This window comes from Methylorubrum pseudosasae (assembly GCF_029504475.1).
Taxonomy (GTDB): domain Bacteria; phylum Pseudomonadota; class Alphaproteobacteria; order Rhizobiales; family Beijerinckiaceae; genus Methylobacterium; species Methylobacterium extorquens.
Genome location: NZ_JAQGDU010000002.1, coordinates 1,334,221 through 1,354,681, shown reverse-complemented (window position 1 = coordinate 1,354,681; position 20,461 = coordinate 1,334,221). Strand labels below are relative to the sequence as shown.

Sequence of the window (20,461 nt, the reverse complement as noted above, 5' to 3'; positions counted from 1 at the left end):
GGATCAATCTGCGAGAGGGTGCAGGCGCACGCGCCCGGCCGCCTGGGCTTCCGCGAACCACGCGCGCTCGGCGGCCCAGGGATGTCCGGGCCAGCCAGCGAACCCGAAGCCGTAGGCCTGCGCCGGAGTGGCTTCGAAAGGGCGATCGTTCAGGAGCGCAAGCGTCACGAGGAAGCCGGTGCTCGGGTTCGGACGCCCGGCCGTGCGAGGCGCCAGCAAGCGACGTCCCCGCTCGTGGAGTTCTTCGGGCAGGATGTGGATCGGGCGGCCGGTGGGGCGTAGCAGCGCCAAGGCTTCGCGGGTCCAACAGATCGGCTCGGGGCCGTTCTCCTCCGCCGGCAGCATCGGGAACGGCAGGATGAAGGCCTGCGCCGCCCGGACCACCGGCCGCTCGAGAAAAGCTCGGTCCGCCAGCCATTCCCGCATCTGACCGCCGCGATTCACCAGGGCGAGGTGGGTGACCCGCGAGCCGGTGCGGCCCCCAAAACCCTCCGCGTTGTTGAAGCGCACGACGCAGTCCGCTTCATCGATCTCACGCGCCGACGCACCGATTTCCGGTGCATTGCCGACGATGGCCAGGGAGGCGGCGGGGGGCAAAACGAAGCGTTCTGCTTCGGGAGGATCGAAGTCGGCGGGCACTTGCGGCAGGGGCTCGGGGTTTGAAGCTCGCGGAACAGCGAAGGTAAGGCGTCGGCCCGGCGCAACCAGAGCTTCGCCGGGATTTGGGGATGCCGGGGTGATGACCATGCGCCGATGCTTCGTCTGCGCGGCCGACATGCTCGCGCCGAGCGAGCGGCACCTGATCTATCCGGATGGGCGTCGGCGCCCGTTTCCGCTCGCCTGCGGCTCCTGCGGGGTCCTGCTCGAAGGCGGGGCGGACGCATCCCGTTGCCGCGCGCATCTGGCCGAGGCGCTCGAGGCGCAGACCTTCGAATCCGATCCCGACGCGCCGTACGGGCTCGACCTCTACACCCTCCGCACCGCCGCCACGGGGCTCGGACGCGGCATCCGCCCGCTCGACGCCGAGGGCTGCGCAGCTCTGCGCCATCCCCATGACGGGCACGCCGCGCGTGCCGCCCTCTACGCCCTCGATGGTTCGGACAAATGCCCCGTCTCGCTCGGCCTGCTCTGCCGTCCGTCCGAGGTCGATGCGGTGCTCGCGGGTCTGCCGGCGCAAGCGGGCTGGACCGACGACGTCACGATCCTGCTCGATTCGGACATCATCCCGCCCGGCGCGATGTCGGTCGCCGGGTTTCCGGCGGGGGCGGTGCGCGTGGCCGCTCGGCCGCTGGAGGGCGATTTCGCCGCGCAGCGCAACGCGCTCCAGGCTCTGGCTCGATACGCCTGGATGCTCCAGCTCGACGCCGACGAGACGCTCGATCCGGCCACCGGCCGCGTCCTGCCCGCGCTCGCCGCACTCGCCGAGGCCAGCGCCGTCCACTCGATCGGGCTAGCGCGGTTCAACCGCGTCGATGGCGTTCTCTCGGATGTCTACCCGGACGTGCAGTACCGGTTGAACCGCAACGATGTCCGCTACGCCGGCCGGGTGCACGAGCGACCGCAGCTCGCGGGCGGCTGGCCCGAGAGCTTCATCAGCCTCCACGGCGGGATCGAGCACCGCCTGAGCCGTGCGCATGTCGCGGCCCGCTCGCGCCGCTACGAGGCCCTGGATCCCGGCCGTGGCCGCCCGGAAGAGGAGAATGCATTGCTACGGCCGTACCGCGACTGAGCTTTCGTCGGCGCCACCGATCACGGGTGTCGTGCCGCCGCGATCGCAGCCTCGTAGAGCGCAAGGGTTTCCCGCCCGAGGCTCGTCCTATCAAAGCGCCCGGCTGCCGCCAGAGCCCGCATGCGGTAGGCGCGGCGCAGGCCCGGATCGAGGAGGAGCGGGCGCAGGGCCTCCGCGAGCGCCGGCCCGGTGGCGGTCTGCGCCAGGGGGCCCGCCCCGGACGCGCCGACGAAGGCGCGGGCGCTCGCATCCTCCGCACAGGCCACCACCGGCCGGCCATAGGCCATGGCCTCTTGGTAGACGAGGCCGAAGCTCTCGTAGCGCGATGGCGCAAGCACCGCGTGGGCGTCCGCATAGGCCTGCGCCAGTGCCGTCGTATCGATCCGGTCGCGGGCCGAGATGCGCTGCCGGGCGGCGTCGGGCAGATCCGGCGGCAGGTCGTTCGGCGGCACCCCGACGAGATCGAGCCGGAACGGCGGCAGGGCGCCCGCCGCCTGCTCCGCGGCGAGGATCGCGACGGCGTCGAGCAGCGCGTCGAACCCCTTGCGCGCCTCCGCCCGCCCGACGAAGAGCAGGCGCAACGGGGCATTCGTTTCCGGATAGCTGGCGGCGCAGGCGCTGCTCAAAATTTCCGGCGGCAGGCTGAGGCCGATCACGGCGGAGGGTTGCCGCCCGGAAAGGCGATAGGCCCGCGCGATCACCGCGCCGTGCTCGGCCGTGTTGGCGATGAGGCCGGCGCTGCCCCGTGCCTGGGCACGCTCCAGCGCATCGGCCGTGCGTCCGTCGAGGCGGTCGCGCAGGCTGGCGCCGGGCCCACGGGTGAAGGCGGCCGGGGTCGAGCTGCGCGTCACCAGGGGCAGGTCGCGACGGCGGGCGAGCAGCGCGGCGGGCGCGTACCAGTTCGTCGCCTCGATGACGTTGAAGGGCGCTCGGGCATGGGCGGCCAGGACCGCCCGCCGGAACGCGAGCGGCGCCGCCAGATGCCCGGCCGAGCCCCACAGGCGCAGGCGCGCCAAGCCGCCGCCGGGCGGCAGAGCGAGCCCTTCGACCGCGACGCCGCCGACCCGTTCGCGGCCGGTGCGGTCGAGGGTGAAGACGGTCACCTCGGCACCGGCCGCGGCGAGGCTCTCGGCAATCTCGCGTGCCGCCGTCGAGAGGCCGCTCGGCGCCGGCGGATAGTCCCAGGCCAGAAGCGCGGTGCGCATCAGGCGGCGAGCAGGCGACGGTAGAGGGTGATGTAATCGCGCGCCATGCGCTCGGCGGTGAACCGCTCCTCGAAGCGGCGGCGCACCACTGCGCGGTCGAGTTGCCCGATCCGGTCCAGCGCCGCCACCGCTTCGGCTTCCGAGGCGACGATGAAGCCGGTCACACCCTCTTCGACGATCTCAGGCACCGAGCCGCGATTCCAGGCGATGACCGGCGTGCCGCAGGCCATCGCCTCGATCATCACGAGGCCGAAGGGCTCGGGCCAATCGATCGGGAATAGCAGCGCCCGTGCGCCGCCGAGCAACTCGCCTTTCGCCCGATCATCGACGGGCCCGAGATAGGTCGCGTCGGGCGCGAGCAAGGGGCGCACGCTCCGCTCGAAATAGTCCGGATTGCCGACATCGATCGTGCCGCCGAGCCGGATCGGCAGGCCGGCGGCGCGGGCGACGCGGATCGCGGTGTCCGGGCGCTTCTGATCGGTCATCCGGCCGACGAAGGCGACATGCGCGCCGGGCTCGGGCCGGAACGTGTAGCGGTCCTTGGCGATCCCGTGATGCACAACGCCGGCCCGGTTCGAGGCCGGGATGCCGGCCTCCTGCGCCGCCGAGATCGCCGCGACCGGCAGATCGGGGAAGCCTGCGAAGAACAGCGCCCGGTCGAGTTCGTCCACCCGCCAATGCACCGTCGTCAGGCTCTGTCGCCGGCGCGGGCCCAGCAGCGCCGCATGGGCGAACTCGCCATGACAATGCACGATGTCGAACTGGTCGAGCCGCTGGCGCAAAGCTTCCAGTTGCAACGCGTCGAGGGCCGCTGGAACCCCGGGGGGGACCTGCCGGTTCCGATGTTGCAGAGCCGCAAGGCTCGGATGATCGCCGACGCGCGGCAAGTCTGTCGCACTGTCCGATGAGGCGAACAGCGTTACGTCTATACCTAAGCTTCGCAGCGCCACGGACAGATCGTGCACGATCCTCTCGGTGCCGCCATGGTGTTCGGGGGGAACGGGGAAAATGTTCGGAGCGACTTGGGCGACGCGGATCACGTGTTGCACCTTACTCAATACATCCGACTTCGATCGTCTCGGCACGACGAACGCCTGATGTTCGTTCTGCACATTGCTTTACAAGGCTGCCTGCGCGGCCGTGACGTCGTGTATGGCCTGACCTCGGACACCGGCGGGCATATCCGATACCTGCTCGATCTCGTCGCCGCCTCGGCCCAGGACTCGCGAATCGCGCGGATCGTGATGGCGACCCGTCGGTTCGAGGGCCCGCCCGGCCCCGACTACGCCGTGCCCGAAGAGCGGATCTCCGACAAGGTCGCGCTCGTGCGGCTCGCGAGCGCGTCACCCGGCTACCGCTCCAAGGAGGCGATGCACGGTGAGGTCGAGAGCTACGCCGAGAACCTCATCGCCTGGATCGGCCGCCAGCCTCGCGCGCCCGACATCATCCACGCGCATTACGCGGATGCCGCCGCGGTTGCGGAGATCGTCGAGGATCGGCTCGGCATCCCTTTCGTGTTCACGGCCCATTCGCTCGGGCGGGTGAAGGCGGCGATGGTCGGCGACGGCGCTGCGAACGACCCCGAACTGTCGCGCCGGATCGTCACCGAGGAGGCGGCCCTGGCGCGGGCGAGCCTCGTCATCGCTTCGTCGCGCGACGAAGCCGAGGTGCAGTATGTCGGCTATGCCGCCTACGATCCCGGCCGCGCCCGTGTCCTTCCGCCGGGCAGCAATCTCGCCCGCTTCGCGCAGAGCCGCCCGCATCCCCGGATCGACGCGGCGATCGACCGGTTCCTGCACGATCCCGGCAAGCCGGCGGTGCTGGCGCTGGCCCGGCCGGTGGCGCGCAAGAATCTGGCGGCGCTGGTTCAGGCCTATGGCGAGAGCCCGGAGCTTCAGGCCTGCGCCAACCTCGTGATCGTCGCCGGCACCCGTGACGACATCGACCGGCTCGACGGCGACATGGCCGCGACCATGCGCGACCTCCTCGTGCTCATCGACCGCTACGATCTCTACGGCCACGTCGCCTATCCGAAGACGCACCGCCCGGAGGACGTGCCGGCGATCTACGCCTATGCGCGGGAGCGCGGCGGCGTCTTCGTCAACCCGGCCCTCAACGAGCCGTTCGGCCTCACGCTTCTGGAGGCGTCCGCCGCCGGCCTGCCGCTGGTAGCCACCGACAGCGGCGGCCCCAACGACATCGTCGAGACCTGCGGCAACGGGCTGCTCGTCGATCCGCGCGCCCCCGCGACGATCGCGGCCGCCTGCCTGCACATCCTCACCGATGCCCCCTTCCGCGCCCGCTGCGTCGCCGGCGGCGCCCGCGCGGCGGCGGCCTATGATTGGGACCGGCACGCCGCCCGCTATCACGATCTCCTCGGCGCGCTGCTCGCGCGGAACCCGCCCCTGCGGACCCCGCGCCAACTTCTGATCTGCGATATCGACAACACGCTCGTGGGATGTGAGTCCGCGCTGGCGACGTTCCGGCGCTGGCGCAGCCGCCAGACCGGGCTGGCCTTCGGCGTTGCCACCGGCCGCTCGTTTCACAGCGCGATGGCGGTGCTGGAGCAGCAGGCGAGCCCGCGACCGCAGGTGATGATCACCTCGGTCGGCTCGGAGATCTACCATCTCGATGCCAACGGCGTGACCTACACGGCCGACGCCGCGTGGCGCGAGGCGGTCTCGAACGCCTGGGACCGGGGAGCGGTCGGCGCGGCGCTGAGCTGTCTCGACGGGCTCGTCCCGCAGGGCCCGCTCGAGCAGCGCGCGCACAAGCTGAGCTTCTTTGGCGACGAGGCGACGGCCCATCGGGTCCGCGATAGCCTCGTGCAGGCGGGCCTCCCGGCGAACGTGATCCATAGCCACGGCCGCTACCTCGACGTCCTGCCTGCGACGGCCTCGAAGGGGACGGCGGTCGATCACGTCCGCGCCCTCTACGGGTTGCCCGAGCAGGCCGTGTTCGTGGCCGGTGATTCCGGCAACGATGTCGAGATGCTGCGCGCCCGGACACAGGCGATCATCGTCGCCAACTACTCCGACGGGCTGGCCACCAACGCCGCGCTCAAGCACTCCTACGTCGCCCGCACTTCGCATGCCCGCGGCATCATCGAGGGCGTCCTGCATTTCCGCAGGGCGCTGGCCTATGCGTCGTAGCCCCCGCTTCGGCGCGTCCACGTGACCGGCAACGCAGTTCCTCGTCCAGCGCCGAGCGTGCTCACCCTGGTCCGCGGCCGGGCCGATCGCCTGCGCAACCTGATGCGTGGGCTCGCCCGCCAGACCCTGCGCCCGTGCGAACTGGTGATCGCCTGGATGCAGCCGGACCCGGCGCCCGACCTGCCTGATCCCGGCTGCCCGGTGCGCCACCTCCACGTGCCCGGCGAGCCGATGCCGCTTGCCGCCGCGCGCAACCGGGCAGCGGCCGCGGCCTCCGGAAACCTCCTCGTCTTCCTCGACGTGGATTGTATCCCGGGTCCGACTCTGGTGGCCGCCTATGCGGACGCTGCCGCCGCGGAGCGGGGCCTGTTCCTCGGCGAAGTCCTCTACCTGCCGCCGGATGCGATCGCGGGCGACCCGGCCCCCGATCCCGCCGCGCTCGACCGGCTCGGCCGCGCTCATCCGGCCCGGCCTCCCCTGCCCGAGACCGGGCTGCGGCGCGAGCCCGATGCGGGGCAGCTCTGGGGCTTGTCCTTCGCCCTGCCCGCTGAGGCGTGGCACGCGGTCGGTGGCATGGACGAGCGCTATGGCGGCTATGGCGGCGAGGAGACCGATCTTGCCGCGCGCCTCGCAGGGTCCGGGCTACCGACCTTTTGGGTCGCGGGGGCGCGGGCCTATCACCAGCACCACCCGGTCTACGTGCCGCCGCTCCAGCACTTCGCGCCGATCCTCGCCAACGCGACGCGCTTCCACGCGCGGCACGGGCGCTGGTGCATGACCTACTGGCTCGAACAGTTCCGCACGGCCGGATTGATCGCCTGGGATGCCGAGGCCGCGGCGATCCGCGTCCTGCGCCAGCCGAGTGCGCCCGAGATCGTCGCCGCCCTGCGGCCCCAGGCCCTCTTCTCCTAGTCGTCCCGTCGCTTTGCCCCTCGCCTTCGATTTCTCCCGATCCGAGCCTCGAAACCACGCGCCATGAAGAAACCGATCGCGTTCTTTGTCCATCATCAGGGCCGGGGCCATGCCAACCGCACCATGGCGGTGGCCGCCGAGTTCGCCCGCGACCGTCCGGTCTCGGTGCTGACCGCCGGCCCGCACCTGTTCGACGGATTTTCCCGCGACATCGAGATCGTGACGCTGCCGAACATGATCGGCGCGGCGGTGCCCACCCCACGTCTCTACGCGGAGCCGACGCCGCCGGTGATGCACTGCGTGCCGCTGGGGCTCGCCGAAATGCGCCGCACCATGCGCCAGATCCTCGACCATCTCGACGAGCGCGCGGTCGGGCTCTTCGTGGTGGACGTGTCGGCGGAGATCGCGATGCTCGCGCGCATCGCCAGCGTCCCCGCCGTCCAGATCCGCATGCATGGCGACCGCAACGACATCGCCCATATCGGCGCCTACGAGGCCTGCGTCGGGATGCTCGCCCCCTTCGACGAGCGGCTGGAGCAGGACGACTACCCGGCGCATCTGCGGGATAAGACCTTCTATAGCGGCGGGCTCTGCACCAGCGTCGATCGCGTGCCGGATCGCGCTGAGGCGCGGGCCCATCTCGGCCTCGACCCGCAGCGCGAGATCGTCGTCGCGGTCACCGGCGGCGGGGGAAGTGGTACGCCCTACGCGCCGCTGACGGTCGCCGCCCGCGCCGCGCCCGACGCACTTTGGCTGACCCTGGGTCCGACCCACCGCGAGGGCCACGAGACCGACTTTGCCAACCTGCGCGAACTCGGCTGGGTGCCGTCGGTCACCGACTATCTCGCCGCGGCCGACATCGTGGTCGCCTCGGCGGGCGACAACACGGTGCACGAAGTCGCGCGCGTGGCGGGGCGCCTGATCGTCATGCCAGAATGGCGCTATTTCGGCGAGCAGACCCGCAAGGCCGAGGCTTTGGTCCGGCTCGGCGCTGCCGTGCAGGCCCCCCATTGGCCCGGCGACTTTCACGGATGGCGCGATCTTCTCGACCGCGCCCGCAGCCTCGACGGGACCATCCTGCGCAGCCTCTACGCACCGGACGCGGCCACGCGCGCGGCCGGCTGGCTCGAAGGGCTGACCGACGCGCTCTGGCAGGGCGGATCGGCCGTGCACGAGCCGGACGCCCTCCCGCTGCGCGTCGTCGCCGCCGGCTGAGCGAGCCGTCTCGATCCTCTTTCCCGATTGCCGGAGCCTGTCCCACCGCATGTCCACCGTTTCCGTCGTCACCCTGGCCAAAGGACGGCCCGCCCATCTGCGCAACGTCCTCCTCGGGCTGGAACGCCAGACGCGGCCGCCCGCCGAATTCATCATCGCCGTCATGCAGGACGCGCCCTACGATCTGCCCGAGACCGCCTTCCCGGTCCGCCAGATCCTGGTATCGGGCCCCGAACTGCCGCTCGCGGCCGCGCGCAACCGCGGCGTGGCCGCGGCGACCGGAGAGAACATCGTCTTCCTCGACGTCGATTGCATTCCGGCGCCCGAGCTCGTAGCCGACTACGCCCGGGCGCTGTCCGAACTCGACGGTCTGCTGATGGGCGAGGTGCTGCACCTGCCCGAACACGCCACCACGGGCGACTGGCGCTACGCCGACCTCGCAGCGGTCGCGGAAAAGCATTCCGACCGCCGCGGTCCACCGGCTGCGGGCATCGAGATCTGCAACGATTACCGCTGCTTCTGGTCGCTCAACTTCGCGATCCGGCGGGCGACGTTCCAGGCCGTCGGCGGCTTCGACGAGCGCTATACCGGCTATGGCGGCGAGGACACCGATTTCGGCAAGATCCTCGACCAGTGCGGTCTTCCGATCGCCTGGATGAAGGGCGCGCTGGCCTATCACCAGTACCACCCGCACCACATGCCGCCGATCCACCACCTCGACAGCGTGGTGCGCAACGCCGAATTGTTCGAGGCCAAGTGGGGCTACCGCACCATGGGCCACTGGCTTCACGCCTTCAAGGTAATGGGCCTGATCGACGACACGCCCGAGCAGCCGATCCGCATCCTGCGCCGGCCCGACGCCGAGGATCTCGCGCTGACCGGGCAGCAGTGCCACCAGCCCTACACCAACTCCGCCTCGGTCATCCGGCATCTGGAAGCCCGCGCACGCGAACGGAACGTGCCACCGGCTTCCGTGCCGGTGACGGCGTGAGGATCGCGCTCCTCGCCCATCTGCGCCACCCGATCGCCCCGCCCTTCGCCGGCGGCCTGGAAGCCTATACCTGGCACCTCGCCGAGGGGCTGACGGCGCGCGGCCACGAGGTCGTGCTGTTCGCCGCCGGCGACAGCGACCCGCTTTTTTCGATCGACCCGGTAATCCCGGTTCATCACGAGCGGAGTTTTCCGGGGCTGGAGCATCGGGGCGATCCGGGGCTGAAGGCGCATGTCGATGCGGGCTACGCCGCCGCCTGCGACCGGATCGCGGCCGGTGGCTTCGATGTGCTGCACAACAACAGCCTCAGCCGGCTGCCGCTCGAGCGCCGCCGCACAGGCGCCGTGCCGACGGTGACCTCGCTGCACGTCCCGCCCTACGACGCCCTGCGTTGGTGCGTGCACGACAGTGTCACCCCCGGTCACCGGATCACAGTGACCTCGCAGGCGCAGGCCCAGGCTTGGTGGCCGGAGGGGGCCCCGCCCGAGGTCTCGGTGCTGCATAACGGGATCGATCCCGCGCTGTGGCCCTATCAAGCGCAGGGCGACGGCAGTGCCGTCTGGTGCGGGCGTATCGCGCCGATCAAGGGAACCCATCTCGCCGTTCGAGCTGCGCAGCGGGCCGGCCTGCCTCTCACCCTATTCGGTCCGATCGAGGAGCCTGACTACTGGGAGACGCAGGTCGCCCCGCTCATTGGCGGTGCGATCCGTTACGGCGGTCATCTCGGCGGCCCGGCGCTGGCGCAGGAGGTCGGCCGCGCCTCCATCTTCCTGTTCACGCCGTGCTGGGACGAACCGTTCGGACTGGTGGCGGTCGAAGCGATGGCCTGCGGCCTCCCGGTGGCCGGCTTCGCCAGGGGCGCGGCTGTGGAGGTCGTCGGCGAGGCCGGCTGCCTCGTTCCACCTGAGGACGAGGCCGCCCTCGCGCAGGCGATCGGCACGGCGCTGACGATCCCCCGCACGGTGCCGCATGCGCGCGTCCACCGCCTGTTCACCCGCGACTTATGGCTCGACCGCTGCGAGGCCCTCTACGCAGGGGCCCGTGCCGGCTGAACCCTGCCTCCCGTCGATCCCCCACCTCTCTCCCGAGCCGAAGACATGACCCGACAGGACATCATCGCCGCTCTCTGGCACGGGCGCGATCCCTTCGCCGATCCCCCGGACACCCTAAGACCCCTCGATCTTCAGGGCTGGCGCAGTGTTCACCCGTATCTGGAGGAGGCGGTGATCCAGCATCGCCCCAGCGTGGTCGTCGAGATCGGTACCTGGAAGGGGGCGAGCGCGCTCTACCTCGCTCGCACGATGGCGGAGCACGGGATCCACGGCACCGTCATCGCGGTCGATACTTGGCTCGGCGCCGTCGATCACTGGATGGACGAAAGCCTCTTCACCGAACTCGCCACCGAGCACGGCTTTCCCAGCCTCTACCGCACCTTCCTCGCCAATGTTCTGCACGAAGGGCTCGCCGAGCGGGTGGTGCCGCTGCCGCTCGATTCGGTGAACGCCGCCGAGCTGATGTGCCTGCGCGGTGTGACCGCCGACGTGATCCATCTTGATGCCGGCCACGAAGAAGCATCCGTCGCCGCCGACCTCCGGGCCTGGTGGCCGGTGCTGCGGCCCGGCGGCCTGTTCATCGCCGACGATTACGACCGTCTCGGAGGCAGCTTTCCCGGTGTTACGCGCGCCGTGGATGCCTTCTGTGCCGAGTTCGGGGTGAAAGGGCCTTGGTCGTTCCAAGGCAAAGCCAAGTTCATCAAGCTTGATTAAATGAAGTGCCGCGAGGCGATGTATCGATCAACTCGCTTGATTGCACTTTCAAGTGCCAATTGAGGGCGGGAAAGCTGATCTGACAACGGATAGCCGACCGTTGCGTGGTCCTCCCTACGACGCGTTTCGGCACACCGCCCCGCCTTGAAGAGTGATGTAGTCGCCGATGGCGAGCGGATTGTTGTCGCTGCGAATGACCGCACCGAGCCCGTTGCCGACGTGGAGGCCCCGGCGCACGGCCCGCCGGTCGATTCGGAGATCGAGCCCAGAGACTGGCAGCACCTGTTTACCAAGGCCTGACGCATGCTCCGTACCTGACGCGTCGATGCTGGGCGCCGCTCACGTGGCCGCCATCCGGCCGGCTGCAGGCGGAAACGACGCCTGCCGGCTCAGTTTGCGTCAGTGTGCTAATTGATACAGATTAGGTGGTTTATTTCCATTTCACACGTGTAATCAAAAACAGTAATTGCGCATTACTGATAAACCATTTGAGTAAAGCTTGAAAAAACTGGGGTGTAACTGCCGCGAACAACGTTCGCCAGACGACTGCTGACAGGCGAATTTGGCAAAATTATTTACCATTTGATGGCTATGCGTTGGTCCGTGCGTGCCGGCCGACATGAAAACTGTGCGTGATGCTTTGCACCCCAGCTCTGCAATCGCGCGCCCCGATTAGGAGATCCGAGGATGGACGCACTGCTGGTCGATGACAGCGCGACCATGCGCTTGCGCCTGCGCGGCCTTCTGGAGGCTGAGCCCGACGTGGCGGTGACGGACCATGCCGATCCGGCGGCGGGGCTGTTAGAGGCGACCATGCGCGCCTTCGACCTCGTCGTGGTCGATTATCACATGCCGGCCATGGATGGGATTGAGTTCATCCAAAGCTTGCGAAAGGTCCCTCACTACAGTCTTGTCCCGATCGTCATGGTGACAAGCGATGTCTCCGACTCGGTGCGTCTTGCCGCGCTCGATGCCGGTGCAACCGACTTCATCGACAAGTCCATGCGCGGCATCGAACTTACTGTCCGGCTGCGCAACCTCATCCGGTTGGCCCAAGCCGTCCGGAAATTGGCGGAGCAGGCCACGTGGCTCGACGGCGAGGTGGAGATGGCCCTGCGCCATTTGCGCGAGCGCGAGGAGGAAATCATCTTCCGCCTGTCGCTTGCCGTCGAGTATCGTGACAACGACACCGGTGATCACACTTGGCGCGTGGCGCGCTACAGCCAGATCGTGGCGGAGGCCCTCGACCTCGCGCCGGAGGTCTGCCGGAACCTGTATCTCGCAGCGCCCCTGCACGATGTCGGCAAGGTCGCAATTCCGGACGGAGTGCTGTTGAAACCGGGTCGGCTCGATCCGGAGGAGTTTTCGCTCGTCAGGACCCATGCCGCGATCGGCAAGCGTATTCTCGGCGATAGTTCCTCCGAGCTGATCAGCCTCGCTGCAGAGATTGCGGAGTCACACCACGAGAAGTGGGACGGCAGCGGCTATCCGCAGGGGCTTGCGGGAACCGATATCCCGCTCTCGGCCCGCATCGTGGCCGTGGCGGACGTGTTCGACGCCCTCACGACGCAACGTCCCTACAAAGGCGCCATGTCGTTCGACGACGCTTTGGACTGCATTCGGGCCGAGAGCGGACGGCATTTCGATCCCGCCTGCGTCGAGGCCTTCTGCTCGCGGTGGCCGGATATCCTCATCGTCGGCGGGCAGAACGACGCGCTCGGTCGTCTGCATAACCAGCAGGCAACGGAACCGTGGGCGCGCGTGCCGATGTTGCTTCGCGAGATTGCCAAGTCCTGATGCAAGCCCGGATGCAAGCCGGGATGGATAGCTGGCCGCCGGCTTTTCTCCGCGCAACGCCGCCGATCACCATTCCCCCACACGGGTAGCTTCCGCGCGCTCGAACCTCTAGTCGGCGCGGGGGCGTCCGGCGCCCCCGCGTGGAGGCGCCGAGAGGGATGCCGATGGACCAAGCCAAGCCCAAGGAACGGGTCAGGATCGCCCGGGCCGGCGCGGGTCGACCGGGCTACGTCACGGTCAAGGGCGCCCGCGAGCACAATCTGCGCGACGTCGACGTGGAGGTGCCGCGCGACGCCCTCGTGGTGTTCACCGGCGTCTCGGGTTCAGGCAAGTCCTCGCTCGCCTTCGGTACGCTCTACGCGGAGGCCCAGAGGCGCTACTTCGAATCGGTCGCACCCTACGCGCGCCGGATGATCGATCAGGTCGGGGTGCCCGACGTCGATTCCATCGAGGGCCTGCCCCCGGCGGTCGCCCTCCAGCAGCAGCGCGGCACGCCCAGCGCACGCTCCTCGGTCGGCAGCGTCACCACTCTGTCGAGCCTGGTGCGGATGATGTATTCGCGCGCCGGCACCTACCCGCCGGGCCAGCCGATGCTTTACGCGGAGGACTTCTCGCCCAACACGCCCCAGGGCGCCTGCCCCTCCTGCGGCGGGCTCGGACGGTTCTATCAGGCGACGGAAGCGTCGATGGTGCCCGACCCCTCGCTGACGATCCGCGAGCGCGCCGTCGCGGCCTGGCCGCAAGCCTGGGGCGGGCAGAACCTGCGGGACATCCTGGTGAGCCGCGGCGTCGATGTCGACACGCCGTGGAAGGACCTGCCGAGGGCGTTGCGGGACTGGATCCTGTTCACGGACGACCAGCCGCAGGAGCCGGTCTATGCCGGGCTCTCCCCGGAGCAGACGCGGCTGGCCCGCCGGCGTCGCCTGGAGCCGAGCTATATGGGCACGTTCACGAGCGCCCGCCGCCACGTGCTCGGCACCTTCACCAATTCGCAAAGCGCCCTCATGCGCCGACGGGCGGCAAGCTACCTCGTGAGCGAGGATTGCCCGGTCTGCCAAGGCAAGCGCCTGAAGCCCGAGGCACTCTCGGTCACCTTCGCGGGGCTGGATATCGGCGAGCTGTCGCGGATGCCGCTCGCCGACCTAGCCGAAGCGATGCGGCCGGCCGCCGAGGACCGGCTGCCCGACGCGGCCGACGGCACCGCGCCGGACACCCTCGACCGCGACACGGGCCGGCAGGATCGCGCCCGGCGCGCCGCGTCCGGGGCGTCAGCCCATGCGGGCGCGCCGGACGTGCGCGCGACGCCGAACCTCTCCATCGAAAAGCGGCTGGCCGCCCAGCGCCTCGCCGCCGACCTCATCGACCGGATCGGAACGCTGACGGAGCTGGGTCTGGGCTACCTGTCGCTGGACCGGGTGACCACGACCCTGTCGTCGGGCGAGTTGCAGCGGCTGCGCCTTGCCACCCAGCTCCGCTCGCAGCTCTTCGGCGTGGCGTACGTGCTCGACGAACCCACCGCCGGGCTGCACCCCGCCGACGGCGATGCCATGCACGACGCGCTGGCCGGGCTGCTCGCCTCGGGCAATTCGCTGTTCGTCGTCGAGCACGACATCGGCACGATGCGCCGCGCCGACTGGCTCGTCGATGTCGGTCCGGCCGCGGGCGAGCACGGCGGCACCGTGCTCTATAGCGGGCCGCCGGAAGGCCTGCGCGAGGTGGAGGCGTCGCGCACGCGCCTCCACCTGTTCGGCATGGCCGAGCCGCCGCAGCGCCCGCGGCGGGAGCCTTCGGGATGGCTGCGCCTGGAGGGCATCGTCCGCAACAACCTGCGCGGGGTCTCGGCCGCGTTCCCGCTGGGTTGTCTTACCGCCGTGACGGGCATCTCGGGCTCCGGCAAATCGAGCCTCGTGAGCCAAGCCCTGCTGGAACTCGTCGGCGACCGCCTCGGACGGCCCGTCGAGATCGACGACGAGCCGGAGGATCCGCTCGACGACGCGCCGGGCCCGACGGAGGGGCGCATCGTCGGCGGCATGGACGGGATCCGGCGTCTGGTGAAGGTCGATCAGAAGCCAATCGGCCGCACGCCCCGCTCGAATCTCGCGACCTATACCGGCCTGTTCGACGCCGTCCGCAAGCTGTTCGCCGCCACACCCGAGGCACGCAAGCGCCGTTACGACGCCGGCCGCTTCTCCTTCAACGTCGCGAAGGGCCGCTGCCCGGCCTGCGAGGGCGAGGGCTTCGTCAGCGTCGAACTCCTGTTCATGCCGAGCGTCTACGCCCCCTGCCCGACCTGCCACGGCACCCGCTACGCGCCTGACACGCTCGAGGTCACCTGGAACGGGCTGACCATCGCGGACGTGCTCGGGCTCACCGTCGAGCGCGCCTGCGACGCCTTCGCGGACGAGCCGTCCGTGCTGCGTCCGCTGGCCGTGCTGCGGGATCTCGGCCTCGGCTACCTGCGCCTGGGACAGCCGGCGACCGAACTCTCCGGTGGCGAAGCCCAGCGCATCAAGCTCGCCACGGAGCTTCAGAGGGGCCAGCGCGGGGGCACGCTCTACGTCCTCGACGAGCCGACGACTGGGTTACACCCGACCGACGTGGACCGCCTCATGCTCCAGCTCAACGGCCTGGTCGATGCGGGCAACGCCGTCGTCATGGTTGAGCACGACATGCGCGTCGTCGCCGGAGCCGATCACGTCATCGATGTGGGGCCCGGTGCCGGAAACCTCGGCGGCACCGTCGTCGCGGCCGGCCCTCCCGAAGCGGTCGCCGGGGCACGGGCAAGCCGCACGGCACCGTATCTGCGGGACGAACTCGCAGCCTATGCAAGCCAGGATGCGTCACCATGGCTTGCCGGCTGAGCGACCGGCGGCAACGCCGTGTTTCGGTGCGCCGCGGGCATCACCCGGCCGCTTCGTCGCCGCCCTCGATCAGGCGCAGGCTCCGGCGCAGGCTCTGCGGCGGGTGGCCGAAGGCGCGCAGGAAGGCGCGGCGCATGCGGTCGCGGTCGGTGAAGCCGGTATCGCGCGCGACCACATCGAGGGAGTGGCGGCCGTCCTCGAGCATGGCCTTGGCGGCCTCGAGCCGGAGCCGCTCCACGGCCTTGGCCGGGGATTGACCCGTCTCCTCGCGAAACACCCGGCTGAACTGGCGCGGGCTGACGCGAGCGGCCTCCGCCATCTCCTCGACGGTCAGAGGGCGGCGCAGGTTCTCCTTGGCGTAGACGAGGGCACGGCGGATTCGATCGGAGCGGGGCTCCAGTTCGAGCAGGGCCGAGAATTGTGACTGACCGCCGGGGCGGCGGTGGTAGACGACGAGCTTGCGGGCGATGGCGCGGGAGAGTTCCGCGCCGTGGTCGTCCTCGATCAGCGCCAGCGTCAGGTCGATCGCCGCGCTCATCCCGGCCGAGGTCCAGACATTCCCGTCGGCCACGAAGATGCGGTCGTCATCGACGCGGATCAGGGGAAAGCGCTCCTGCATGTCGCGGGCATGGGCCCAGTGGGTCGTCGCCACCCGGCCGTCGAGCAGCCCGGCCTCGGCCAGCGCGAAGGCGCCCGTACAGAGCCCGGCGACGCGCCGCGAGGTCCGGCCGGCTTCGGCGATGTAAGCGCGCAGGCCCGGCGAGAGTGGGCGCGGCTGCAACTCGCCGACGACCATCAGCGTGTCGGGTGCGTCCGCCAGAGGCACGGTCTCGATGCCGATGCGCAGCGAGGAGCGGACGGTGCCGCCCCGCTCCGACATGACGCGCAGCCCATAGGCCTCGCGGCCGAGATCCGTGTTGGCGAACTCGAACGCCGATAGGGCGGCGAGCCCCATCACCTGAAACCCGTCCTCGAGGATGAACCCAACCTGCCGCATCTGGCCCTCCGCCGCATGTCCTATTTTGACGTTTATACGTCATTCAGGACACCGCCGTCCAGGCGTAGGGTCATGCCATCGCCAGCGCCGGGCAGTCCGGTCGGGCGTCACGACAGGACCCACGATCATGACTCAGGGAACCGTGCTGATCACCGGCGCCTCCTCCGGCATCGGCGCCGTCTACGCGGACCGCTTCGCCGGGCGCGGCCACGACCTCATCCTCGTCGCCCGCAACAAGGCGCGGCTCGACGCCGTCGCCGAGGATCTCACCCGCCGCCACAGCGTGTCGGTTCGGGCTGTCGAGGCCGATCTGACGGACCGGGCGGGGCTCGCCGCGGTCGAGGCGATCCTGAAGGACGACGCGGGCATCACGCATCTCGTCAACAATGCCGGCTTTGGCTCCGCCGCGCCGCTCGCCGCGGCCTCGGTCGATGAGATGGAGCGGATGATTGCCATCAACGTCACCGCGCCGATGCGCCTGACCTACGCGGCGGTGCCGGCCTTGACGAGCCGCGGACAGGGCACGATCATCAACATCGCCTCGATCGTCGCCATCGGCCCGGAGGTCCTGAACGGGGTCTATGGCGGCTCGAAGTCGTTCGTCCTCGGCTTCAGCCACGCCCTGCGCAAGGAACTCGCGGGCACCGGCGTCGCGGTGCAGGTGGTGCTGCCCGGCGCGACCGGAACCGAGTTCTGGGATGTGGCCGGCCTGCCCGCGAGCAACCTGCCGAAGGAGTGGGTGATGTCGGCCGAGGACCTGGTCGATGCAGCCCTGGCCGGCCTCGATAGGGGCGAGTTCGCCACCATCCCCGCGCTTCAGGACGCGGCCGAATGGGACGCCTGGGAGGCCGCACGCGCAATCATGCTGCCGCATCTGTCGAGCGCCGTCCCGGCCGCACGCTACCGTGCCGCCTGAGCGGCGGTCGGGTTTCGGAAGGACAAGTCCTTCTCCGGGGCCGGGGCGGAGCCCGAACGCCGCCGCCCCCGCGCCGACCGCGCGGCGCGAACGGTTGCGCCTCGATGGCCGGAATTGCCGTGTTTACGGCGTTGCCAATTGCCAAGCCGCCGACGAGCATGGATATTGAAACGCGAAGACTCGAGGGAGTCGGTTGATGATAAGCCTTTCGATCAATGGCCATCAACATTCGATCGATGTAGAGCCGGACACGCCGCTTCTATTCGTGCTGCGTGACACGATCGGCCTCTCCGGCACCAAATACGGTTGCGGCATCGGCCAATGCGGTGCCTGCACCGTGCTCATCGACGGGCAGGCGATCCGATCCTGCCAGATGCCGGTCGAGAGCGTCGGTGCGCAAACGGTGACCACCATCGAGGCGATCGAGACCGATCCGGTCGGCGCCCGCGTCGTGGCGGCCTGGGTCGGGATCGACGTGCCGCAATGCGGCTACTGCCAGTCGGGTCAGGTCATGGCCGCGACGGGGCTCCTGAAGGAGACGCCGAAACCCTCCGATGACGCGATCGCCGCAGCCATGACCAATCTGTGTCGCTGCGGCACCTACAACGCCATCGCCGCCGCCGTGGCGGCAGGCCGCGGCCTGAGGAGGCGGGGATGAACGACCTCACGCCCCACCACCGCCTCGGCATCGCCCCCCGGCCTCAATCGGAGCCGGTGCGCAACCTCTCGCGGCGCGGCTTCCTCGGGACCGTCTCGGGCGCCCTCCTGCTCGGCATCGACCTGTCGAAGGAGGCCGGGGCGCAGACCCGCGCGGAAGGTCCGGCGGCGGTGGCGGCAAAGCCCGGCACCCGCGTGGCCGCCTTCCTCGAAATCCGTCCGGATGGCGGCGTGCGCCTGCTCAGCCCCTTCGTCGAGGGCGGCCAGGGCATCAATACCGGTCTCGCCCAGACCATCGGCGAGGAACTCGATCTCGACCCCGCCCGCTTCACGGTGGAATGCGCTCCGCCCGGCCCCGACTACGCCGTCGTCAACGGCCTGCGGATGACCGGTGGCAGCTTCTCGACCCGCTCCAGCTTCGAGGCGATGCGCCGTCTCGGCGCCACCGCCCGCGAGATGCTGCTGCGCGCCGCCGCCGCACGGCTCGCCGTGCCGCAGGATAGCCTGACCACCGACGACGGGCGCGTGATTCACGCCGCCTCCGGCCGGACCCTCGGCTATGGCGAGGTGGCACAGGCTGCCCTGGCGCTCCTGCCGCGCGACGACGTTGCGCTGAAGAACCCGAAAGACTTCCGCTGGATCGGACGGCCGGTGGCCCGGCTCGACATGCGCGACAAGGCGACGGGCCGGGCGACCTACGCCATCGACATACGCCTCGACGCGATGCTGCACGCCGCCGTGCAGCACGCGCCGCATCTCAGCACCGAGCCGCGGGCGATCGCCAACGAGGCTGCGGTCCGCGCGATGCCCGGTGTCCACTCGGTCCATCGCCTGCCCGGCGCGGTGGCGGTACTCGCCGATTCGTGGTGGCGGGCACGCAAGGGTGCGGAGGCCCTTCAGGTGACCTGGAGCGAGCCCGCGCCGGAGGGCATCGCCACCGTCTCGGCCACCTTCTCCTCGGCGGCGATGCTGGCGGCCCTGAAGAGCACGACCGAGCCCGGCCTCCCGGCCGAGCAGGAGGGCGACCCGGGAGCGGCCTTCGCGGACGCCGCCAAGGTGATCGAGGCGGAATACGACGCGCCCTACCTCGCCCACGCCCAGCTCGAACCGCCCTCGGCGGTCGCCCGGTTCACGGCGGATGGCAGCCTCGATCTGTGGGTGCCCAACCAGATGCCGGAGCTGTTCCAGCAGATCGCCGCGAAGACCGCGGGGCTCGACCCGGAGCAGGTGCGCATCCACTCGCCGATGCTCGGGGGCTTCTTCGGGCGCCACTTCGCATACGGTCCGGCCAACCCCTTCCCGCAGGCGATCCTGCTCGCCAAGGCGACCGGCCAGCCCGTGCGGGTGCTGTGGTCGCGCGAGGAGGAGTTCGGCATGGACGCCGTGCGGCCCCTGAGCTTTGCCCGCTTCAGGGCCGCGCTCGGGCCCGACGGGATGCCGGTGGCGCTCCAGACCACCGCCGTGGGCGAAGGCCCGATCAGCCGCTGGTTCGGCGCGTTGTTCACCTCGCCGGTCGATTCCTCCGTCGTCGAGGGTCTCGACAAGAAGCCCTACGCCATCCCGAACCGGCGCCTCGACTATGTGCGCGTGGCCCATCCCGTCACGATCGCCTTCTGGCGCTCGGTCGGCCACTCGATGAACGACTACTTCTACGAGAGCTTCCTCGACGAAATCGCCGCGGCCGGGGGCCGGGACCCGTTCGACCTGCGCAAGGCGCTCCTGACGAACAGCCCGCGCCACGCCCCCCTGCTGCAGAAAGTGGCGGAACTCGCAGGCGGCTGGCGGCGCGGACCCTTCGTGGCCGAGGACGGCACGCGCCGGGCGCGGGGCGTCTCCATGGCCTCGCCCTTCGGCTCGGAGACGGCCACCATCGCCGAGGTCTCGCTCGAGGACGGCGAGGCGCGGGTGCACGATCTCTGGATCGCCATCGATCCGGGCAGCGTGGTCAACCCAGCGATCGTGAAGCGGCAGGTCGAGAGCGCGGCGGCGCTCGGCCTCTCCTCCACGCTCCTCGAACAGGTGGTCTACGAGAACGGGCAGCGGCAGGCGCGGAACTTCGACACCTACCCGATCCTCGACCGCACGCGGATGCCGAGGGTGCACGTGGCCATCGTCGAGAGCGGGGCGCCGATGGGCGGCATCGGCGAGCCGGGCCTGCCCGGCGTGCCGCCCGCGGTGGTCAACGCGGTCGCGGTGCTCACCGGGCAGCGGGTGCGCAGCCTGCCGCTCGCCAAGACGCGCCTGTCCGGTGTCTGACGGCGGC

At 70.0% G+C, this 20,461-nt stretch carries 16 protein-coding genes and 1 pseudogene; 12 read left to right on the top strand and 5 right to left on the bottom strand.

All coding sequences use genetic code 11. The features are described from left to right. Window positions 1-3: 3 nt before the first annotated feature. Window positions 4-639 (bottom strand): glycosyltransferase family 29 protein, encoded by a 636-nt coding sequence (locus M2437_RS07320; protein WP_253386977.1) that lies wholly within the window; start codon window positions 637-639, stop codon window positions 4-6. A gap of 106 nt (window positions 640-745) precedes the next feature. On the opposite strand from M2437_RS07320, the gene M2437_RS07315 reads away from it, so the two are divergent. Beyond that, window positions 746-1,729, top strand: a complete 984-nt coding sequence (locus M2437_RS07315) for a glycosyltransferase family protein (RefSeq protein WP_373691181.1) — start codon at window positions 746-748, stop codon at window positions 1,727-1,729. A 20-nt stretch (window positions 1,730-1,749) separates the two neighbouring features. On the opposite strand, the gene M2437_RS07310 is transcribed toward M2437_RS07315, so the two are convergent. Both M2437_RS07310 and M2437_RS07305 read right to left on the bottom strand, forming a co-directional pair. Then, window positions 1,750-2,934 (bottom strand): glycosyltransferase family 4 protein, encoded by a 1,185-nt coding sequence (locus M2437_RS07310; RefSeq protein WP_253386975.1) that lies wholly within the window; start codon window positions 2,932-2,934, stop codon window positions 1,750-1,752. Beyond that, window positions 2,934-3,974 carry a glycosyltransferase family 4 protein gene (locus M2437_RS07305; RefSeq protein WP_309247850.1) on the bottom strand — a complete coding sequence of 347 codons (1,041 nt, stop codon included), beginning with the start codon at window positions 3,972-3,974 and terminating at the stop codon, window positions 2,934-2,936. Before M2437_RS07305 ends, M2437_RS07310 begins: the two co-directional genes overlap by 1 nt. Window positions 3,975-4,031: 57 nt before the next feature. Between M2437_RS07305 and M2437_RS07300 the strand changes: the two genes are divergently transcribed. The 6 genes from M2437_RS07300 (at window position 4,032) to M2437_RS07275 (ending at window position 10,970) form a co-directional block, all read left to right on the top strand. After that, a complete protein-coding gene (locus tag M2437_RS07300) occupies window positions 4,032-6,086 on the top strand; it encodes an HAD-IIB family hydrolase (protein ID WP_253386974.1) in 2,055 nt (684 codons plus the stop codon). A gap of 21 nt (window positions 6,087-6,107) precedes the next feature. Then, window positions 6,108-6,998 (top strand): galactosyltransferase-related protein, encoded by an 891-nt coding sequence (locus M2437_RS07295; RefSeq protein ID WP_277570238.1) that lies wholly within the window; start codon window positions 6,108-6,110, stop codon window positions 6,996-6,998. Between the two features lie 63 nt (window positions 6,999-7,061). Further along, window positions 7,062-8,213, top strand: a complete 1,152-nt coding sequence (locus M2437_RS07290; RefSeq protein WP_253386972.1) for a glycosyltransferase — start codon at window positions 7,062-7,064, stop codon at window positions 8,211-8,213. A 49-nt stretch (window positions 8,214-8,262) separates the two neighbouring features. After that, window positions 8,263-9,204, top strand: a complete 942-nt coding sequence (locus M2437_RS07285; protein ID WP_253386971.1) for a glycosyltransferase family 2 protein — start codon at window positions 8,263-8,265, stop codon at window positions 9,202-9,204. Beyond that, window positions 9,201-10,256 carry a glycosyltransferase family 4 protein gene (locus M2437_RS07280; protein WP_253386970.1) on the top strand — a complete coding sequence of 352 codons (1,056 nt, stop codon included), beginning with the start codon at window positions 9,201-9,203 and terminating at the stop codon, window positions 10,254-10,256. The genes M2437_RS07285 and M2437_RS07280 overlap by 4 nt, the downstream gene beginning before the upstream one ends. A gap of 45 nt (window positions 10,257-10,301) precedes the next feature. Further along, entirely contained in the window at window positions 10,302-10,970 is a 669-nt protein-coding gene (locus tag M2437_RS07275) for a class I SAM-dependent methyltransferase (RefSeq protein WP_253386969.1), read from the top strand. Between the two features lie 114 nt (window positions 10,971-11,084). Here M2437_RS07275 and M2437_RS07270 read toward each other — a convergent pair whose 3' ends face one another. Next, window positions 11,085-11,252, bottom strand: coding sequence for a hypothetical protein (locus M2437_RS07270; RefSeq protein ID WP_253386968.1), 168 nt, complete (start codon window positions 11,250-11,252; stop codon window positions 11,085-11,087). A gap of 405 nt (window positions 11,253-11,657) precedes the next feature. On the opposite strand from M2437_RS07270, the gene M2437_RS07265 reads away from it, so the two are divergent. Both M2437_RS07265 and M2437_RS07260 read left to right on the top strand, forming a co-directional pair. Next, the gene (locus M2437_RS07265; protein ID WP_012252022.1) at window positions 11,658-12,767 is read left to right on the top strand and encodes an HD domain-containing phosphohydrolase; all 1,110 of its coding nucleotides are present in this window, start codon (window positions 11,658-11,660) and stop codon (window positions 12,765-12,767) included. A gap of 164 nt (window positions 12,768-12,931) precedes the next feature. Then, window positions 12,932-15,628, top strand: a complete 2,697-nt coding sequence (locus tag M2437_RS07260; protein WP_253386967.1) for an excinuclease ABC subunit UvrA — start codon at window positions 12,932-12,934, stop codon at window positions 15,626-15,628. Between the two features lie 40 nt (window positions 15,629-15,668). Here the strand turns inward: M2437_RS07260 and M2437_RS07255 are convergent, their stop codons facing one another. Next, window positions 15,669-16,625 (bottom strand): GlxA family transcriptional regulator, encoded by a 957-nt coding sequence (locus M2437_RS07255; RefSeq protein ID WP_012751989.1) that lies wholly within the window; start codon window positions 16,623-16,625, stop codon window positions 15,669-15,671. 127 nt (window positions 16,626-16,752) lie between these two features. Between M2437_RS07255 and M2437_RS07250 the strand changes: the two genes are divergently transcribed. The 3 genes and pseudogenes from M2437_RS07250 to M2437_RS07240 all read left to right on the top strand — a co-directional run bounded on the left by M2437_RS07250 (window position 16,753) and on the right by M2437_RS07240 (window position 20,454). Further along, on the top strand, window positions 16,753-17,541 hold the full coding sequence (locus M2437_RS07250; RefSeq protein ID WP_253386966.1) for an SDR family NAD(P)-dependent oxidoreductase: 789 nt from the start codon (window positions 16,753-16,755) through the stop codon (window positions 17,539-17,541). Window positions 17,542-17,737: 196 nt separating this feature from the next. Further along, window positions 17,738-18,185, top strand: a pseudogene (locus M2437_RS07245) ((2Fe-2S)-binding protein). A gap of 10 nt (window positions 18,186-18,195) precedes the next feature. After that, entirely contained in the window at window positions 18,196-20,454 is a 2,259-nt protein-coding gene (locus M2437_RS07240) for a xanthine dehydrogenase family protein molybdopterin-binding subunit (protein ID WP_253386964.1), read from the top strand. Window positions 20,455-20,461: the final 7 nt, after the last annotated feature.

What these genes read in the sequence shown, in the direction of transcription:
- M2437_RS07315 (WP_373691181.1), top strand. Translation starts at nt 746, where the DNA reads ATGCGCCGATGCTTCGTCTGCGCGGCCGACATGCTCGCGCCGAGCGAG.
- M2437_RS07310 (WP_253386975.1), bottom strand. Translation starts at nt 2,934, where the DNA reads ATGCGCACCGCGCTTCTGGCCTGGGACTATCCGCCGGCGCCGAGCGGC.
- M2437_RS07300 (WP_253386974.1), top strand. Translation starts at nt 4,032, where the DNA reads ATGTTCGTTCTGCACATTGCTTTACAAGGCTGCCTGCGCGGCCGTGAC.
- M2437_RS07290 (WP_253386972.1), top strand. Translation starts at nt 7,062, where the DNA reads ATGAAGAAACCGATCGCGTTCTTTGTCCATCATCAGGGCCGGGGCCAT.
- M2437_RS07285 (WP_253386971.1), top strand. Translation starts at nt 8,263, where the DNA reads ATGTCCACCGTTTCCGTCGTCACCCTGGCCAAAGGACGGCCCGCCCAT.
- M2437_RS07275 (WP_253386969.1), top strand. Translation starts at nt 10,302, where the DNA reads ATGACCCGACAGGACATCATCGCCGCTCTCTGGCACGGGCGCGATCCC.
- M2437_RS07265 (WP_012252022.1), top strand. Translation starts at nt 11,658, where the DNA reads ATGGACGCACTGCTGGTCGATGACAGCGCGACCATGCGCTTGCGCCTG.
- M2437_RS07260 (WP_253386967.1), top strand. Translation starts at nt 12,932, where the DNA reads ATGGACCAAGCCAAGCCCAAGGAACGGGTCAGGATCGCCCGGGCCGGC.
- M2437_RS07255 (WP_012751989.1), bottom strand. Translation starts at nt 16,625, where the DNA reads ATGCGGCAGGTTGGGTTCATCCTCGAGGACGGGTTTCAGGTGATGGGG.
- M2437_RS07250 (WP_253386966.1), top strand. Translation starts at nt 16,753, where the DNA reads ATGACTCAGGGAACCGTGCTGATCACCGGCGCCTCCTCCGGCATCGGC.
- M2437_RS07240 (WP_253386964.1), top strand. Translation starts at nt 18,196, where the DNA reads ATGAACGACCTCACGCCCCACCACCGCCTCGGCATCGCCCCCCGGCCT.